At 69.6% G+C, this 16,977-nt stretch carries 19 protein-coding genes; 8 read left to right on the top strand and 11 right to left on the bottom strand.

The genetic code is table 11. The features are described 5' to 3' along the window. The first annotated feature begins 15 nt into the window (after positions 1 to 15). Both GV790_RS17220 and GV790_RS17225 read left to right on the top strand, forming a co-directional pair. Positions 16 to 1,359, top strand: a complete 1,344-nt coding sequence (locus tag GV790_RS17220) for a ribonuclease D (RefSeq protein WP_256673359.1) — start codon at positions 16 to 18, stop codon at positions 1,357 to 1,359. Between the two features lie 18 nt (positions 1,360 to 1,377). Then, the gene (locus GV790_RS17225) at positions 1,378 to 1,578 is read left to right on the top strand and encodes a hypothetical protein (RefSeq protein WP_163814360.1); all 201 of its coding nucleotides are present in this window, start codon (positions 1,378 to 1,380) and stop codon (positions 1,576 to 1,578) included. Between the two features lie 212 nt (positions 1,579 to 1,790). Here GV790_RS17225 and dxs read toward each other — a convergent pair whose 3' ends face one another. Next, complete coding sequence (gene dxs / locus GV790_RS17230) at positions 1,791 to 3,686, bottom strand: 1-deoxy-D-xylulose-5-phosphate synthase (RefSeq protein WP_163814361.1); 1,896 nt, start codon at positions 3,684 to 3,686, stop codon at positions 1,791 to 1,793. 182 nt (positions 3,687 to 3,868) lie between these two features. On the opposite strand from dxs, the gene GV790_RS17235 reads away from it, so the two are divergent. Next, the gene (locus tag GV790_RS17235) at positions 3,869 to 4,537 is read left to right on the top strand and encodes an SIMPL domain-containing protein (RefSeq protein WP_163814362.1); all 669 of its coding nucleotides are present in this window, start codon (positions 3,869 to 3,871) and stop codon (positions 4,535 to 4,537) included. Positions 4,538 to 4,708: 171 nt separating this feature from the next. Here GV790_RS17235 and GV790_RS17240 read toward each other — a convergent pair whose 3' ends face one another. Then, complete coding sequence (locus GV790_RS17240; RefSeq protein WP_163814363.1) at positions 4,709 to 6,103, bottom strand: class I SAM-dependent RNA methyltransferase; 1,395 nt, start codon at positions 6,101 to 6,103, stop codon at positions 4,709 to 4,711. Between the two features lie 28 nt (positions 6,104 to 6,131). Beyond that, positions 6,132 to 8,120 carry an APC family permease gene (locus GV790_RS17245; protein ID WP_163814364.1) on the bottom strand — a complete coding sequence of 663 codons (1,989 nt, stop codon included), beginning with the start codon at positions 8,118 to 8,120 and terminating at the stop codon, positions 6,132 to 6,134. Between the two features lie 193 nt (positions 8,121 to 8,313). On the opposite strand from GV790_RS17245, the gene GV790_RS17250 reads away from it, so the two are divergent. Together GV790_RS17250 and GV790_RS17255 are read left to right on the top strand one after the other, a co-directional pair. Continuing rightward, the gene (locus GV790_RS17250) at positions 8,314 to 8,979 is read left to right on the top strand and encodes a potassium channel family protein (RefSeq protein ID WP_036537979.1); all 666 of its coding nucleotides are present in this window, start codon (positions 8,314 to 8,316) and stop codon (positions 8,977 to 8,979) included. A 3-nt stretch (positions 8,980 to 8,982) separates the two neighbouring features. Continuing rightward, positions 8,983 to 9,654 (top strand): potassium channel family protein, encoded by a 672-nt coding sequence (locus GV790_RS17255; protein WP_163814365.1) that lies wholly within the window; start codon positions 8,983 to 8,985, stop codon positions 9,652 to 9,654. 9 nt (positions 9,655 to 9,663) lie between these two features. On the opposite strand, the gene GV790_RS17260 is transcribed toward GV790_RS17255, so the two are convergent. The 3 genes from GV790_RS17260 to GV790_RS17270 all read right to left on the bottom strand — a co-directional run bounded on the left by GV790_RS17260 (position 9,664) and on the right by GV790_RS17270 (position 11,572). Continuing rightward, on the bottom strand, positions 9,664 to 10,299 hold the full coding sequence (locus GV790_RS17260) for a sigma-70 family RNA polymerase sigma factor (protein ID WP_163814366.1): 636 nt from the start codon (positions 10,297 to 10,299) through the stop codon (positions 9,664 to 9,666). Positions 10,300 to 10,426: 127 nt separating this feature from the next. After that, a complete protein-coding gene (locus GV790_RS17265; protein ID WP_228806827.1) occupies positions 10,427 to 11,164 on the bottom strand; it encodes a DUF3159 domain-containing protein in 738 nt (245 codons plus the stop codon). 3 nt (positions 11,165 to 11,167) lie between these two features. Beyond that, positions 11,168 to 11,572, bottom strand: a complete 405-nt coding sequence (locus GV790_RS17270; protein ID WP_036537982.1) for an OB-fold nucleic acid binding domain-containing protein — start codon at positions 11,570 to 11,572, stop codon at positions 11,168 to 11,170. Positions 11,573 to 11,696: 124 nt separating this feature from the next. Between GV790_RS17270 and GV790_RS17275 the strand changes: the two genes are divergently transcribed. Then, on the top strand, positions 11,697 to 12,392 hold the full coding sequence (locus GV790_RS17275; protein ID WP_163814367.1) for an alpha/beta fold hydrolase: 696 nt from the start codon (positions 11,697 to 11,699) through the stop codon (positions 12,390 to 12,392). Between the two features lie 45 nt (positions 12,393 to 12,437). Here the strand turns inward: GV790_RS17275 and GV790_RS17280 are convergent, their stop codons facing one another. Together GV790_RS17280 and dut are read right to left on the bottom strand one after the other, a co-directional pair. Then, positions 12,438 to 13,382: a DUF3710 domain-containing protein gene (locus GV790_RS17280; protein ID WP_163814368.1), complete on the bottom strand. Its 945-nt coding sequence runs from the start codon at positions 13,380 to 13,382 to the stop codon at positions 12,438 to 12,440. A gap of 4 nt (positions 13,383 to 13,386) precedes the next feature. After that, positions 13,387 to 13,884 carry a dUTP diphosphatase gene (gene dut / locus GV790_RS17285; protein WP_163814369.1) on the bottom strand — a complete coding sequence of 166 codons (498 nt, stop codon included), beginning with the start codon at positions 13,882 to 13,884 and terminating at the stop codon, positions 13,387 to 13,389. Between the two features lie 74 nt (positions 13,885 to 13,958). Here dut and GV790_RS17290 point away from each other — a divergent pair, with 74 nt between their 5' ends. Next, a complete protein-coding gene (locus GV790_RS17290) occupies positions 13,959 to 14,474 on the top strand; it encodes a DUF3093 domain-containing protein (RefSeq protein ID WP_163814370.1) in 516 nt (171 codons plus the stop codon). 87 nt (positions 14,475 to 14,561) lie between these two features. Here GV790_RS17290 and GV790_RS17295 read toward each other — a convergent pair whose 3' ends face one another. Beyond that, a complete protein-coding gene (locus GV790_RS17295; protein ID WP_138447349.1) occupies positions 14,562 to 14,864 on the bottom strand; it encodes a DUF4193 domain-containing protein in 303 nt (100 codons plus the stop codon). A 110-nt stretch (positions 14,865 to 14,974) separates the two neighbouring features. Next, entirely contained in the window at positions 14,975 to 15,253 is a 279-nt protein-coding gene (locus GV790_RS17300; protein ID WP_163814371.1) for a hypothetical protein, read from the bottom strand. Here GV790_RS17300 and cei point away from each other — a divergent pair. Further along, positions 15,237 to 15,914 (top strand): envelope integrity protein Cei, encoded by a 678-nt coding sequence (gene cei, locus GV790_RS17305; protein ID WP_163814372.1) that lies wholly within the window; start codon positions 15,237 to 15,239, stop codon positions 15,912 to 15,914. The two genes, GV790_RS17300 and cei, sit on opposite strands and share 17 nt — an antisense overlap. Before the next feature lie 10 nt (positions 15,915 to 15,924). Here cei and GV790_RS17310 read toward each other — a convergent pair whose 3' ends face one another. Beyond that, positions 15,925 to 16,854 (bottom strand): inositol monophosphatase family protein, encoded by a 930-nt coding sequence (locus GV790_RS17310; RefSeq protein ID WP_163814373.1) that lies wholly within the window; start codon positions 16,852 to 16,854, stop codon positions 15,925 to 15,927. Between the last annotated feature and the right edge of the window lie 123 nt (positions 16,855 to 16,977).

A 16,977-nucleotide genomic window follows, 5' to 3' on the forward strand; every position in this document is an offset into this window, starting at 1 on the left:
GTAGAGTTCACCTCTATGCCGGAAGCAGACGGGGCCGGCCGCGACGTGGACAGCGGCGAGACGGACAGTACGACCACGCAGGTCTCGGTGGACGCCGAGACCGAGACCGCGGTGCCGTTGCTCGTCCCCGCCGACGGTGTGCCGCCGGTGCTCAGCACTCCAGCCGAGATCGCCGAGGCCGCCACCCGGATCGCCGCGGGTACCGGTCCGCTGGCCGTGGACGCCGAACGCGCCTCCGGTTTCCGCTACTCGGCTCGCGCCTACCTGATCCAGCTGCGGCGCGCGGGAGCGGGCAGCTTCCTGATCGACCCGATCCCGGTGGCTGATGCGCTGGCACCGCTGGCCGAGGCGATCAACGATCTCGAGTGGGTGCTGCATTCGGCCGACCAAGACCTGCCCGGTCTCGCCGAGCTGGGGTTGCGTCCGGCGGCGTTGTTCGACACCGAACTCGGCGGGCGGCTGGCCGGGTTCGACCGGGTCGGACTGGCGGCCATGGTCGAGCGGCTGCTCGGGCGTGCGCTGCGCAAGGGGCACGGCGCCGCGGACTGGTCGACCCGGCCGCTGCCGGAGGCCTGGCTGAACTACGCGGCCCTCGATGTGGAACTACTGCTCGAGCTACGCGAAGCGGTGGCGATCGCGCTGCATCAGCAGGGCAAAACCGAGTGGGCGGCACAGGAATTCGAGCACGTCCGGCTCACCGAGCCGCCCGCGCCGAAGGCCGACCGCTGGCGGCGCACCTCCGGCATCCACACCCTGCGGCGAGCACGTCAGCTGGCGACGGTGCGCGAACTGTGGACCACCCGCGACGAACTGGCCCGCCAGCGCGATATCGCGCCCTCGCGCATCCTGCCCGATTCGGCCATCATCGCCGCCGCCAACGCCGAGCCCCGTACCATCGCCCAACTGCGCGAATTGCCGGTTTTCGGCGGGCCGCGCCAGCGCCGGTATTCGCGGGAATGGCTCAGCGCCGTCGAGCGCGCCAGGACGCTGCCCGATACCGAGCTACCGCCGCTGTCCCAGCCCTACGACGGGCCGCCGCCGGTCAACCGCTGGGAGCGCCGTGACCCGGTGGCCGCCGCCCGCCTGACCCGAGCCCGTGCCGCCATGGGCGAGCTGTCGACCGAAGTCCTGGTCCCGGTGGAAAACCTGCTCACCCCCGACGTGGTGCGGCGCCTGTGCTGGGACGGGCTCCCCAGCTACGACTTCGGCCCCGATTCGGCCACCGAGCTCGGCAAACAGATCGACGAGTTCCTCCGCTCCGCCGGCGCCCGGCCCTGGCAGCGCGAACTGGCCGTGCCGCGCCTGACCGTCGCGCTGATCGTCGCCGAGCCGCCGCAGGAACCGGCAGACGGCGACTGAGTGGATTACGTTGGCGGCGTGGGGATTACCGAATTCGCACCGGGTGACGTCGGCTACTTTCCGCACGGGCCGTTCAGCGGGATCTGCGGCGTGGTCGACGCCCGTGGCGCCCGGATGCGTATCGAATTCAGCGAAGGGACCGTCCACCGTGAAGGTGGTGTACTGCGCGAGCGGCGCCACCATATGACCGTCGCGTTCGACGAAGTCGAGCTGGTCTAGTCGCCTCCCGCACCCTGATTGCGGCAGTCGGTCCTGGCATTTCGCCGCCACACCGCCCGGATCACCCCCGGCTGTAGTCGCGGCGATCGCGGATCGGAAACTCGGGCAGCGGGTGAAATCCTCGCGGTCACAGCACACGATCGGCTCATGGTCGCCGTGCCGGTGTTCATCGCGAGCGCGACCCGCGACTGAGGTGGGCGGGTAACTCCGGCTCAGCCCGCGTCGACCCAGCTCGCGATGCGGCGAGCGATGTCGGGAGCGGTGAGACCCAGCTCCTGCCGGACCTGGGCGACGGTGCCGTGATCGAGGAACTGTTGCGGCACACCGATATCGCGGGTGGGGACGTCGAGACCCGCGGTGCGCAGGCGCGCGGACACGCTGGAGCCGATGCCGCCGTGCAGGCCGCTGTCCTCGACGGTGACCACCATGCGGTAGTTCTCGGCCAGCTTGACAATGGTGTCGGAGACCGGAAGCACCCAGCGCGGGTCGATGACGGTGACCGAAATGCCTTCCGGCGCCAGCAGTTCGGCAACCTCGACGGCCATCGACGCGAACGAGCCGACCGCGACCAGCAGGACGTCACCGTGCTGGGTACGGGCGGTGCCGTCGCCCTCGGGCAGGCGCAGCACATCGACGCCGTCGAGCCGCTCCACCGCCGTGATCTCTTCGACCACACTGCCTTTCGGGAAACGCAGCGCGGTGGGCCCGTCGGTGACGGCCAGCGCCTCACCCAGTTCCTCGCGCAGGGTGACCGCGTCGCGCGGCGCGGCGACCCGCATACCGGGCACGATGCCGAGCACCGACAGGTCCCACATCCCGTTGTGGCTCGCGCCGTCGGAGCCGGTGATGCCCGCGCGGTCGAGCACCAGGGTGACCGGCTGCTTCAGCAGCGCGACATCCATCAGCAGCTGGTCGAAGGCCCGATTGAGGAAAGTCGAGTAGATGGCGACCACCGGATGCATGCCGCCGAGCGCCAGACCGGCCGCCGAGGCCACCGCATGCTGTTCGGCGATCCCGACATCGAACATCCGCTCCGGGAATCGCTCACCGAAGGCGGCCAGGCCGGTGGGGCCGGGCATGGCGGCGGTGATGGCGACGATGTCGTCGCGGCGCTGCGCGTGTTCGATCAGCTCGGCGGAGAACACCGAGGTCCAGTCCTTGGCCTTGCTGCTGCCCACCGGCTCACCGGTCAGCGGGTCGATCGGCCCGCAGGCGTGCATCTGGTCGGCCTCGTGGTTCTCGGCCGGTTCGAAGCCGCGGCCCTTCTGGGTGACGGCGTGCACGACCACCGGACCGCCGAAGTCCTTGGCGTGGCGCAGCGCGCCCTCGAGTGCGGCGATATCGTGCCCGTCGACCGGGCCGACGTACTTGAGTCCGAGATCGCTGAACAGCTCCTGCGGGCTGACCGCGTCTTTGATGCCCGCTTTCACCGCGTGCATCATCGAGTACGCCGAGTCGCCCACCCGGGGGATGCTCTTGAGCAGCCGCCGGCCGGCGTCGAGGGCGTGTTCATACGCCGGCTGGGTGCGCAGCGCGGTGAGCCGCTGGGCCAGACCGCCGATGGTGGGAGCATAGGAGCGGCCGTTGTCGTTGACGACGATGACCACCGGGCGATCGGGTGCGGCGGCGATATTGTTCAGCGCTTCCCAGCACATGCCGCCGGTGAGGGCGCCGTCACCGACCACCGCCACCACATGCCGGTCCTGGCCGGTCAGCGCGAACGCCTTGGCCAGACCGTCGGCGTAGGACAGCGCGGCGGAGGCATGCGAGGACTCCACCCAATCGTGCGCGCTCTCCGCGCGGCTCGGGTAGCCGGACAGGCCGCCCTGGGTGCGCAGGGTGTCGAACTGGTCTTTGCGGCCGGTGAGGATCTTGTGCACGTAGGCCTGATGGCCGGTGTCGAAGATCAGCGGGTCGGCGGGCGAGTCGAAGACCCGGTGCAGGGCGATGGTCAATTCGACCACGCCGAGGTTGGGGCCGAGGTGACCGCCGGTGACCGCGACCTTGCGGACCAGGAACTCACGGATATCCGCCGCCAGCTCGCGCAGCTGCGGCACCGTCAGCTGCCGCAGGTCTTCGGGCGTGTCGACCCGGGAAAGCATTCCCACCTGAACTCGCTCCCTCCGGATAGCGCATCTGATCCGATCAGTCTACGGAGCCACTCTGTGTGCCTCACACGACGACGGATCCCCACCAGCGGACTTGGCCGGCGAATGTGAGACTCGACATACGATGCCCAGCTTAGAGTGGGCTCGTAGGCGTGCGCGAACAACCGAGGACAGGAGAACTCGTGGGCAAGAAGAAGTCGTCGGGCGCGGTCACCACGTTCGGGCACGGAACCGTCCACGCGACCCCCGACCTCATGCGCGTGACCCTGTCGGTGGAAAGCCGCGCGAGCAAGGTGGCCCTGGCCTATGGGCGCGCCGGGGAGCGGGTCGCCGCGGTCACCGCCTCGCTGCGCTCCTACGGCGTGCCGAGCACCGATATCGCCACCAGCGGGCTGTCGGTGCGGACCGAGACCGTCTGGGTGGAGGGCGGCGGCAACAAGATCACCGGTTATCTGGCGACCACGTCGCTGACGATCACGCTGCGTGAGATCGGCGAGGACGCCGACCCCGGCCCCGCCACCATCATCGCGCACTGTGTCGACGCCGGCGGCGACGATGTCCGTCTCGGTGGACTCGAACTCACCGTCGCCGACCCGGACGCCCTGCTCGGCACCGCCCGCGACGCGGCCTGGGACGACGCCAAAGCCAAGGCCGAGCAGTACGCCGAGCGCGCCGGACGCACCCTCGGTGCTGTCGTCGAGATCACCGAGGACACCTCGGCGCCGGTCCCGGTCCCCCGCCCCCGTGCGCGTGGAGCGAGCGAAATCGCCTATGCCGCAGCAGCGGTGCCGGTGGAGCTCGGCGAATCCGAACTCGCCGCCGACGTGCGGGTCACCTGGGAACTCGACTGAACCGCCGACACTCCGGCGTACTCGGTCCCGAGCGCGGGAGCAGGTCCGCTTCCAGTGGCGCCGCGGTAGTCGACCGGACGCACGGAGCCCCATCGGGCGATCGCCACGTGGCCGTGGCACGACGGACGACCTTCGTGACCCGCGCCGCGCCCAACGCTCCAGCGGTCCGGCTCAACGCTCCAGAAGCGCAAGGCATTCGACGTGGTGGGTCGCCGGGAAGGCGTCGAAAGCGCGCAGGCCGGTGAGTTCATAGCCGGCCGCGCGGTAGAGACCGACGTCGCGGGCGAAGGAGGCGGGATCGCAGCCGATGTGGATGATGCGCTCGGGTGCGACGGATGTGACCGCGCCGACGACGGCCTTGCCCGCGCCCGCGCGCGGCGGGTCGAGCACGACGACCCGAGGCGCGCCGCCGGTGTGCTGGGCCACCCAGCGCTCGACCCGGCCGCTACCCAGCTGCAGCCAGGGCAGATCGGCCAGTGCGAGCGTGCCGTCGGCCACCGCGGTGCGCCCCGATTCCACCGCGTGCACCGCACCGGACGGACCGACCTGTTCGGCCAGCCGGGCCGCGAAGACACCGACACCGCTGTAGAGATCCCACGCCGTATCCCCCGGTGCCAGGGCGGACCACCCCGCCACCACATCCGAATAACGTTGCGCGGCAGCACGGTGGGCCTGCCAGAAGCCGGTCGCCGATAGCTCCCAGCGCCGGCCCGCCACGTATTCGACGGCCCGGCCGCTGCCCTCGATCAGCCATTCGTCCCTGGCCGCGTGCGCGGCGGCGCGATGCGCGGCCGCGCGTTGACGTTCGGCGTTGCCGGGGCGGGATTCGCCGCGGCGGCCGCGCGGTCCCCCGCGCTTGCCGTGATGCGGACGGTCGCCGGCACGGCTACGGCGCGGGCCTTCGCGTCCAGGGTCGGCGGTATCGCCGCGGCGGTCCCGGTCGCGGCCCAGGTCGGTTTCGACCGGCGGAGCCAGTTCCACGAGGTGACGGGTGCCGTCACCGTCGACCGCCACCACCAGATCGGCGCCAGGGGTCCAGAGCCGGTCGGCGATCCCGTCCAGCGCGCCCGCTACCGGCTGCGGGCACCGCAGATCGGCGATGACCTCGGTGCTCCGATACCGGTGGGCCCCCGCGCGGCCTGCCGCGTCGACAGGTAGCCGCACGCGGGTCCGCCAGCCGCCCGTCTCGGTGCCGGCGTCCAGTGGCTCGACCACGATCTCCCGGTCCAGCCCGGCGATCCGGCGGAGCTGTTCGGCCACCACCGCGGCCTTGAGTTCGCGCTGCGCGGCGGGCGTGGCGTGCGAGAAGTCGCAGCAGCCCGCGCCACCCGGCCCCGACACCGGGCAGGTGGCGGGCACCCGGTCCGGCGAAGCCTCCAGGATCTCGATCGCATCGGCACGGCAGAACGATCCGCCGGCGTCCTCGGTGACGCGGGCGCGCACCAGCTCACCCGGCAGGCCGTGCCGGACGAACACCACCCGGCCCTCGTGGCGTCCGACGCAGAACCCACCGTGGCCGGGCGGGCCCAGCCGGATCTCGACGGTGTGCCCGGACCAGTCGCTCATCGCCGCGGCCCGCACTCGCCTCGCGCGGTCATGAGCGATCCTCGTATCCTCGCCGCACCGCGCCGGGTGCGTTGGTCACCCCGGCCGCGCGGGCCTTGGCCGAGGAGCTCAGCTGCCAGGGCACGCTGGTCACCATCACGCCGGGCTCGAACAGCAGCCTGCCCTTGAGCCGCAGCGCGCTCTGGTTGTGCAGCAACTGCTCCCACCAGTGGCCGACCACGTACTCCGGGATGAACACGGTGACGACATCGCGCGGTGCGTCCTTGCGCACCCGCTTGACGTAATCGAGCACCGGTTTGGTGATCTCGCGGTACGGCGATTCGATCACCTTCAGCGGCACGTTGATATCGCTTTGCTCCCATTCGCGCACCAGGGCCCTGGTATCGGGATCGTCGACGTTGACGGTGATCGCCTCTAGCGTGTCCGGCCGGGTGGCGCGTGCGTAGGCCAGGGCCCGGCGGGTCGGCAGGTGCAGCCGCGAGACCAGCACGATCGAATGCGACCGGCTGGGCAGCACGCCGTCCCACTCGTGTTCGTCGAGCTCGCGGGCCACCGAATCGTAGTGGCGCCGAATCATCCGCATCACCACGAAGATCGCGATCATCACGAAGATGGCGATGTAGGCACCGGCGAAGAACTTGGTGATGAGCACGATCACCAGCACGGTGCCCGTCATGGTGAGACCGACGGCATTGATCACCCGCGACCGCTTCATCCTCGATCGCTGCGCGCTGTCGGTTTCGGTGCGCAGCAACCTGGTCCAATGCCGCAGCATGCCGAACTGGCTCAGCACGAACGAGACGAACACGCCGACGATGTAGAGCTGGATCAGCTTGGTCACCTCGGCGTCGAACAGCACGACGAAGGCGATGGCCGCCCCGGACAGGAACAGGATGCCGTTGCTGAATGCCAGCCGGTCACCGCGGGTGTGCAGCTGACGCGGCAGGTAGCGGTCCTGGGCGAGTACCGAGCCGAGCACCGGGAACCCGTTGAACGCGGTGTTGGCGGCCAGCACCAGGATCAGCGCGGTGACCACGGTAAGGAAGAAGAAGCCGATCGGGAAACCGGCGAAGACGGTTTCGGCCAGCTGCGCGATCAGTGTTTTCTGCTGGTAGTCGGCGGGAGCGCCGACCAGGTGCTCCGGGTTGTGCGCGTACACGATCCCGATCTTCTGGGCGAGCATGATGATGCCCATCAGCAGGGTGATCGAGATGGTGCCCAGCAGCAGCAGGGTGGTGGCGGCATTGCGCGACTTCGGTTTCCGGAATGCGGGCACACCGTTGCTGATCGCCTCGACGCCGGTCAGCGCGGCACATCCGGAGGAGAACGCCCGCGCGATCAAGAACGCGAAGGCGATGCCGTACAGGTGCTCGTCCTCGGCCTCCAGTCCGAACCCGGCCGACTCCGCGGTCAGGTCCTCGCCGAAGACATAGATGCGCAGCAGCCCCCAGCCGAGCATGAAGAACATGCCGAAGATGAAGGCATAGGTGGGGATCGCGAAGGTCTTGCCCGATTCGCGGACACCGCGCAGATTGATGGCGGTCAGCACGGCGATGGCCACCACCGCGAACAGCACCTTGTGGGTGGCGACGAACGGGATGGCCGAGCCGATATTGGAGGCCGCCGAGGAGATCGAGACCGCGACCGTGAGTACGTAATCCACCAGCAGCGCGCTGCCGACCGTCAGACCGGCGTTGGGACCGATATTGGTGGTGGCCACCTCGTAGTCGCCGCCGCCCGACGGATAGGCGTGCACGTTCTGCCGGTAGCTGGCGACCACCACGGCCATCACGATCGCCACCGCGATGCCGACCCACGGCGCGTATACGAAGGCCGAGATCCCGGCCGCCGACAACACCAGGAAGATCTCTTCGGGCGCGTAGGCGACCGACGACATGGCATCAGAGGCGAAAATGGGCAGCGCGATTCGCTTCGGCAGCAAGGTATGACCGAGCGAATCACTGCGGAACGGCCTGCCGAGCAGCATCCGCTTCGCCGCTGTCGTCAACTTGGACACTGGAGCGAGCATAGGCCCCGCTGAAACGCTGCGCCCCGGGACGTCACGGTAGTTCCCCTGTTCGATGCGGTGCCGACATGTTTGATGTGACCTGGTGGGGGGAACATGGCTGCGGGGACACGCGGCGAGTACGGTTCGATCCCGGACGGACGAACAGACCGGACGCCACGGTTTCCAGGAACGAGGTTGCACGGTGTACGTAGTGATCATGGGGTGCGGACGCGTCGGCTCGTCGCTGGCGCGCGCCCTGGTCCGGATAGGTCACGAGGTCGCCGTGATCGATCGCGATCAGAGCGCGTTCCGGCGCCTCGGCGCGGACTTCCCCGGTGAGCGGGTGCTCGGGGTCGGATTCGACCGAGACGTGCTGACCCGGGCCGGAATCGAACGCGCCGGCGCCTTCGCCGCCGTCTCCTCCGGCGACAACTCCAACATCATCTCCGCGCGGGTGGCCAGGGAGATGTTCGGCGTCGAACGCGTGGTCGCGCGGATCTACGACGCCAAACGCGCCGCCGTCTACGAACGGCTCGGCATCCCCACCATCGCCACCGTGCCGTGGACCACCGACCGGTTCCTGCACACGTTGATCGGCGACGCGGGCACCACCACCTGGCGCGACCCGACCGGCACGGTGGCGGTCGCCCAGCTGACCCTGCACGAGGACTGGTACGGGCGCACGGTGCGCGATCTGGAACGCACCGTCGGCGCGCGAGTGGCCTTCATCATCCGCTTCGGCCAGGGCGTGCTGCCGGAAAGCAAGACCGTGGTGCAGGCCGACGACATCATCTATGTGGCCGCCACATCCGGGTCGGTCGGCGAAGCCGTCGCCCTCGCCGGTAAGCCCCCAGCGAACGAGGACTGAGATATGAAGGTGGCCATTGCCGGCGCCGGAGCCGTCGGCCGATCCATCGCCAGGGAGCTGCTGCGCAGCGGGCACCAGGTGATGCTGCTGGAACGTCAGCTCGACCACATCGATCCCGCGGCCATCCCGGACGCGATCTGGGTACACGCCGACGCCTGCGAACTCGCGCTGCTCGAAGACGCCGACCTGGAAACCTATGAGGTCGTCATCGCCGCCACCGGCGACGACAAGGCCAACCTCGTGCACAGCCTGCTCGCCAAGACCGAATTCGGCGTTCGCCGGGTGGTGGCCAGGGTCAACGATCCACGCAACGAATGGCTCTTCGACGGCTCCTGGGGTGTGGACGTCGCGGTCTCCACCCCGCGGCTGCTCGCCTCGCTGGTGGAGGAGGCGGTGTCGGTCGGTGATCTGGTGCGGCTCATGACGCTGCGGCAGGGCCAGGCGAACCTGGTGGAACTGACTCTCCCGCCGGACACATCGCTGGCGGGCAAACCGGTGCGGACCCTCACACTGCCCCGCGACACCGCGCTGGTGACGATCCTGCGCGGCGGACGGGTCATCGTGCCCGAGGCCGACGACCCGTTCGAAGGCGAGGACGAATTGCTGTTCGTCACCTCACCGGAGGGCGAGGAAGAGTTGCGCGCGGCCCTCGCCTCACACGGCGCCGCCTCCTGAACACAGCGCTCAGGAGGCCACCTTCAATTCGGCGCGCAGTTTGTTCAACGCCCGATGCTGCATCACGCGCACCACGCCCGGGCTGGTACCGATGGCATCGGCGGTCTCGGCCGCGGTCCAGCCGAGGATGATCCGCATCACCAGCACCTCGCGGTGCACGGGGGCGAGCACCTGCATCAGCTGACGGGTGGCGCGCTGGCGTTCGGACACCAGGGCCCGTTCCTCGGGTCCGGCCGCCAGTGAGGCGGCGTCGGGCATGTCGTCGGTCGGATAGACCGGGTGGGTCTGGGCGCGGCGGAAGGCGTCGGCGACCTTGTTCGCCGCAATGCCGTAGACGAAGGCCAGAAACGACTTGCCCTGCTCCCGGTAGCGCGGGATGGCGTGCACGGTGGCCAGCATGACCTCCTGCACGACGTCATCGGCGGTGACCTGAAGGTGTGCGGTGTTGCCCATCCTGGACCGGCAATAGCGGTACACCAGCGGATGGATCAGTCGCAGCACATCGCTGATGGCCCGGCTGTCGCCCGCGGCGGCGGGACCGATGAGGCTGTTCAGTTCGGCCGAGATCCGGCGGCTCTCCGACAGGGCCGGATTGTCCTGCCTGCGGCCCGTACGGGTAGTGGCGGTGGTGCGCTGGGTAGCCAATTCGCCAGTCCTCTCAGCGATCGTTCGCGGTGATGAAACGATCCTGCGCCGATCCAGAGACTGCCGACAGATACCCCAGGGTGGGTAGGGCCCCACCTTCGCGGCGGGTCGAGACCGACCCGCGGAATCAAGCCTTGGCGTGACGGCCGGCGGCGGGACGGCCTGCGGCGGGCAGATGCCCGGCCCGGCGCACCGCCCACACCGTGACCGTGAGCGCCACCGCCGTCAGCGGCCAGCCCATCGCGATGCGCGCGAAAGCGAGCCAACCCGTGTGGTCGGTGTCGTAGAAGTGCGACTGCACCAGATACCGGGAGCCGAAGACCAGCACCCAGGCCAGCGTGGCGATGTCGTAGAGCCGGACCACCCGCCGGTCGGTGCGCCATTCGCTGCCGTGGCCGTTGAGCACCCCCCAGATGACGCCGACCAGGGGCCAGCGCACCAGGATCGAGGCGAGGAACACACCGCCGTACACCAGGCTGGTGTAGATGCCGAACAGGAAGAAGCCCTTGGCCTCGCCCATCCGGTAGGCGATGAACGCGCAGATGCCGACGCCGATGAACCCGGAGATCGCCGGCTGCACCGGATCCCTGCGCACCAACCGCCAGACCAGGATCGCCGCGGCCACACCGAGCGAAGCCCAGATCGCGGCGGTGAGCCCGGCCACGGTGTTGACCGGGACGAAGACCAGAACCGGGAGGGTCGAATAGATCAGGCCACTGAAACCACCGAGCTGTTCGAGCAGCGTCTGCTGGCGGGCTACCTCGGCCTCGACCTCCTCACCAGCGGTGCCGGCGGGCGCGGGCTCCGGCGCGGTGGTTGTGGCGAGTTCGGCGGGCGTCGGTAGGTTTTCGTCGCTCGATGGCATACGTCAGCTGTTCCCGCGCAATTCGTAGTAGGGGTTGTACATGACCTTGCGGCCGTCACGGTCGCCGACGCGACCGCGGACCATGATGCGCCGCCCCGATTCGATGCCGGGGATGCGCTTGCGACCGATCCACACCAGGGTGATGGCGTCGGTGCCGTCGTAGAACTCCGCCTGCACACTCGCGCCGGCGGACTGGGGGCACGCCTCGACACTGCGAAGGCGCCCCAGCATCGTCGCTTCGTCGCCGCGGCGACACTCCGATGCCAGGCAGGCTCCCGAGGCGTCGGCCGTTTCGGCCAGCTCCTCGGCGTCGAGCTGATCGATGTCCTCGGTCAGTCTGCGTCCGAGCCTGCGAAAATATCCCGAGGCGGGGTTCGAAGCCGCCTTTCTTCCTCCGAAGGAAGACATCGCTCGGTCTCCTGTAGAGCTGATGGACGTGGGTCGCACGACCATCTCGTTGTTCGCACGACCGTCTGCGGCCGTACACCGCCACTGTAGATGGGCAACCATCGCACCGCTACGCTCACCTCCGATGTTCGACTCACCCACGCCCGCCGTCGTTGTCGGGCTCCCAGGTACCGGCTCCGACGCCCACTTCGCGCGCCGGGCACTCGAGCCCGCGTGCACCGCTCGCGGATTGGAGCTGATCGCCGTCGATCCGAACCCTCGCGCCGTCGTCGACAGCTATGTCGCGGCCCTCGACGACGCCGCACGCCGCGGCCCGGTGCTGGTGGCGGGTATCTCACTCGGAGCCGCGGTGGCCATCGAATGGGCGAGCACTCGCCCCGAGGCCGCGGCAGGGGTCATCGCCGCGCTGCCCGCCTGGACCGGACCCGACAGCATCGGCTGTCCCGCCGCGGCCAGCGCCGCCGGTACCGCCGCGGCCCTGCGCGCCGACGGCCTCGACGAGGTGGTGGCCAGGATGCGGGCAGGCAGTCCAGCATGGCTGGGTGAGGCGCTGGATCGCTCCTGGCGATCCCAATGGCCGGACCTGCCGCAGGCGCTGGAGGAGGCGGCAGCCTACAAATGGCCGGAGCCGCAACGCCTGGAGACACTGACCACGCCGGTGGCGGTGCTCGGCGCGGTCGACGATCCGGTGCACCCGTGGCCGGTCGCCCAGGAATGGGCCGGCCTGATCGCGACTTCGGTGCTGGAGGAACTCACCCTCGACGAACTGGGCGCCGACCCGGCCGTCCTCGGCCATCTGGGGCTGGCTGCCTTCGGTTGAGCCCGGCGATGCTGTCACGCCGGGCTGCCGCCCGATGCCGGCCCGCTAGTTGCGACCGAGCTGCTGCATGGCCGAACCGTCGGCACCGCGCCGCGGCTGATCGGGCATCACCGGACGGCCCGCGCCCGGCGCGATACCCGGCACCACGCCCGGTGTGCCCTGCTGGGCGGCCAGCGCCTGCTGCTGGGCCGCGATCGCCTGCTGCTGGGCCTGGATCTGCTGCTGATGGGCCGCGGCGAGCTGATCGGCCAATTCCTGCGGCAGCACCACCGGCAGCGGTTCGCGCACGGGCAGCGGATCGGTGCCCCGGCGGATCACCGTTTCCGCCAGGATCGCCCGCGCGGCCGTGACCAGCGGGGTGTCGGCGTCGGCGGCACCCGACGGGCCCGCGGCCACCAGCCGCACCATCCAGCGATAGCCGTCCACGCCGATGAAGCGCAGATCCGCGCCCTCGGTGACGGCGAAGATCTCCCGGCCCCACGGCCCGGTCTCTATGGCCACCTTCGCGCCGTCCTTGCGCAGTGAGTCGGCCAGATCCGAGGCCACCGTGCGCCACTGGCCCGGTGATTTCGGCGCCGCGTAGGCCGCGACGGTGATCCGCCCGTGCTCGGTGGCCAGATGCACCGCCTGCGGGGTGCCCTCGGGAGTCATCTCCACCTGGAGCTGACCGCCCGGCGGCACCGGCAGGATCACCGAGCCGAGGTCGAGGCGCTGATCGGCGACCGACTCGAGCAGTTCGGCGACTTCCTCGTAGTCGTAGGGGCCGGTGGCCGGCGCCTCGTCGTCGGGCGCGGCATGCTCGGCCGGACGGTAATCGGAGTCGTCGTCGTAATCGTCCTCGGCGATCGCGTCGGCGAAATCGTCGGAGTACTCCGGGTATTCGTCGGTGTCGTATTCGTCGCCGTCGAACTCGGCGTAATCGCCGGGTTCGTCGTAGCGGTCGTCGTCGACGGATCTGTCGCGGCGCGTGGACTTCTTCTTCCCGAACATCGCGTCATTCCTCCTTGCCGGTCGCGGCCGACGCCGTACCGGAGGCGTCGAGGCTCGCGTGCCCACCGCTCGAGCCGTAGCCGCCCGCGCCCCGCGTGGTCTCGTCGAGCCGGTCGACCTCGACGAAATCCACCAGCTCCACCCGTTGCACCAGCAGCTGGGCGATCCGGTCGCCGCGCCGCAATTCGATCCGGGTCCGCGGATCGTGGTTGATCAGGCACACCTTGATCTCGCCGCGGTAGCCGGCGTCGACGGTGCCCGGCGTATTCACCACCGACAGACCGGTCTTGGCCGCCAGCCCCGAACGGGGATGGATCAATCCCACGGTGCCCACCGGAAGGGCGACCGCGATGCCGGTGCCGACCAGCACCCGCTCTCCCGGTTCCAGGATGACGTCCTCGGTGGTGCACAGGTCCACGCCCGCGTCGCCGGGATGGGCGCGCGTCGGCACGGGGATGCCGGGATCGAGCCGCAGCAGAGGTATCGGTGAAAGTGCGCTCACGTAGCACGAGCCTACGCGTTTTCCCGGCCGTACCTGCACACCATCCCGGCGAGCCGCTGGCTTACTCTTGAGTTGTGTCCGACCAGCCCGTACCAGCCGATACCCAGCGCTCGACCCGGTCCGGTCCGCCCGCTTACACCGAGCGCCTGTGGGTGCCGCTGTGGTGGTGGCCGGTGGCGTTCGCGATCGCAGGCCTGCTGGCCGCCGAAATCCACATGGGCGCGCCGGGCGTGCGGGCCTGGCTGCCCTACGTGTTGCTGTTCCCCGTGCCGGTGTGGGTGCTGTTGTGGCTGAGTAGGCACCGCATCGCGGTGGCGGCCGATCCGAACGGTGCGCCGGAACTGCGGGTGGATCGCGCCCATCTACCGGTGGAATTCATCGCCCGCGCGGCCGTGGTGCCCGCGAGCGCCAAGAGCGCGGCGCTGGGTCGTCAACTCGACCCCGCCGCCTATGTGCAACATCGCCCGTGGATCGGGTCGATGGTGTTGCTCGTGCTGGACGACCCGGACGATCCGACGCCGTACTGGTTGATCAGTACCCGCCGGCCCGAACAGGTCCTCGCCGCGCTCGGACTGCCGAGCGCGGACTGACACCGCGGTGCGACAGCGCGGTGTAGCGGCCCGGCGAGGGGATCTCGGATCCCGGTTCGCGGGGCCGTCGCCATATCGGGCGCGCGCTCAGGCCGCGCAGTCCATGCAGATCAGCTGACCGCCCTTGTCGCTGGCCAGTCGGCTGCGGTGGTGCACAAGGAAACAGCTCGAGCAGGTGAACTCATCGGCCTGTTTCGGAATCACCCGGACCGTCAGCACTTCTTCGGACAAGTCCGCGCCGGGAAGCTCGAACGACTCCGCGGTATCGGATTCGTCGATATCCACGACGGCGGACTGAGCCTCGTTGCGACGAGCCTTCAGCTCCTCCAGCGAATCCTCCGACACGTCGTCGGATTCGGTGCGCCTCGGTGCGTCATAGTCGGTTGCCATGTCGTCTTCCCCTCGTCCTTACTCCGTATATCCCGGATCGGCGCGGACATTCCTCGCGGTTGTCCACACCGCCCGCCGGTGGCACACATCACACGTGTACCGGTCCCCTATCAGGGCAGATTCTGAGGTTCTGCACCGGATAGCAGTCGGACAACGCTGAACATGCCCTGCTTGTTCCCGCGACCAACCACCGATTTTCGGGCCGGTGTTTCGATCTGGGCCGCCAGACAATAGCGGACCCCCAGACAAAAGTCGCAATCAAAACACAGCCGAGTCGAAACCGTCAGGGAATCGACACCATCGGCGTCACGAATCGAGACCGACGGCACGGCGGCTGCAAGGTTCGCCCGGACATTTTCGTAGAGTGTGCTGGTGGTTTCACTGATCACCGAAGGCAGCGCAACGGATTCGCGGGGACGACCCTTCATCCGGCGGCGCCTGCAGCCCTGGCTCGTCCTGGTCGCGGTATTGGCCCTCATCTGCACGATCGTGTGGATCAAGGCGCTGACCACCGAGGACACCGACTACACGGCGATGGCGTGCAATTCGCCGAGCCCGGCCACCGATCCGGGCGCCGAACCGCAGCCCGCGCTGGGGCAGCGAGTGGGGCCGAGCCGGCTCGAGAACGTGGAACCGGCCGCGCTGGCCGACACGAAGGTGCGCGTCCTCAATGCCAACAACCAGCGCGGGCAGGCCGCCCATGCCGCCGCCCAGCTCGGCGACCTCGGATTCGGCAGCGTCCCGAATGAGGCCTATGGCAACGATTCGATATACGTCAACGGCGATCTGGAATGCATGGGCCAGATCCGCTTCGGGGTGAACGGCCGCCGGGCCGCGGCCTCGGTGCAGCTGGCCGTTCCGTGCGCGGAACTGATCGAGGACAAGCGCGAGAACGACACCGTCGATCTGGTGCTCGGCTCGCTGTTCCGCGATATCCAGCCGTCCAACGACGCCGAAGAAGTGCTGCGTTCGCTGAAGAACCCGGCCTCCGGCGAGACCCCGGCCCTCGATATCGATCTCCTCGAGGCGGCCAGGCAGGCCCGCTGCTGAGCAGGGCAGGTCAGGGCTCGGGGATCGGCGCGCTGACCCCGAGCTCGTCCAGCAGGGCCAGCAGTTCGTCGGCGATTCCCGGCGCGGCCGCGACGAACAACTCCCCCGCGGCGCCGGTGGAATGCGCGGGCGGGGCCACCACCCGCGCCCCGGCCTCGGTGGCGATCAGCGCGCCGGCGGCCCAGTCCCAGGGATTGAGACCGTGCTCGTAGTGCGCGTCCACCCGGCCCTCGGCCACCATGCACAGATCCAGCGCGGCCGCACCGATGCGGCGGATGTCACGCACCCGCGGTAGCACCTCGGCGACCAGCTCGGCCTGGCGCGCCCGCCGCGCCGCGCCGTAGCCGAACCCGGTGGCGACCAGCGCCATGCGCACCTCCTCGACCGGGGTGCAGCGCAGCGGGTGCACCGACCCGTCGGCGTCGACGCGTTCGGCGCCGAGGCCGAGCCCGGCGTGATAGGTCCGCTCGGCGGCGACGTCGACCACCGCACCGGCGATCGAGCGCCCGCCGCGCATGGCGGCCACCGAGACGGCGTAGGCCGGTATCCCGTACAGGAAGTTGACGGTGCCGTCGATCGGATCGACCACCCAGACCACGGTGTCGTCGTCGGCGCGGCCCAGATCGCCGCCGCCCTCTTCACCCAGGATGTGATCGGCCGGACGCAGCCGGGCCAGCATGGTGCGGATGAGCTGCTCGGTTTCGGTGTCGACCACCGTCACCGGATCGGTGGGGGTGCTCTTGGATCGCACGGCGCCGTCCGCGTCACCGGCGGGCCCGAACACCTCGGGCCTGCGTGTTCGTACATGCGCGGCGGCGGCCTCGGCCAGCTCGACCGCGAGGCGGCGCAACGCTGCGGCGTCGGGTGCGGCGATCGGGGAGTTCTCGGTGGTCAGGACGGTGGACTGGGGCGAGGACGACGAATGCGGCACGTCCTCCATCGCACCACAGATCCTGCGGACCGCGCAGCCGCGACCGCCCACTACTCTTGTCGTGCACGACACAGCGCCGTCGTCGGGCACCCCCTTCGCGCCCCGGCTGGCGGTCGCGAAGCCCCCGTGCGA

Source organism: Nocardia cyriacigeorgica, assembly GCF_010858045.1.
Taxonomy (GTDB): domain Bacteria; phylum Actinomycetota; class Actinomycetes; order Mycobacteriales; family Mycobacteriaceae; genus Nocardia; species Nocardia cyriacigeorgica_E.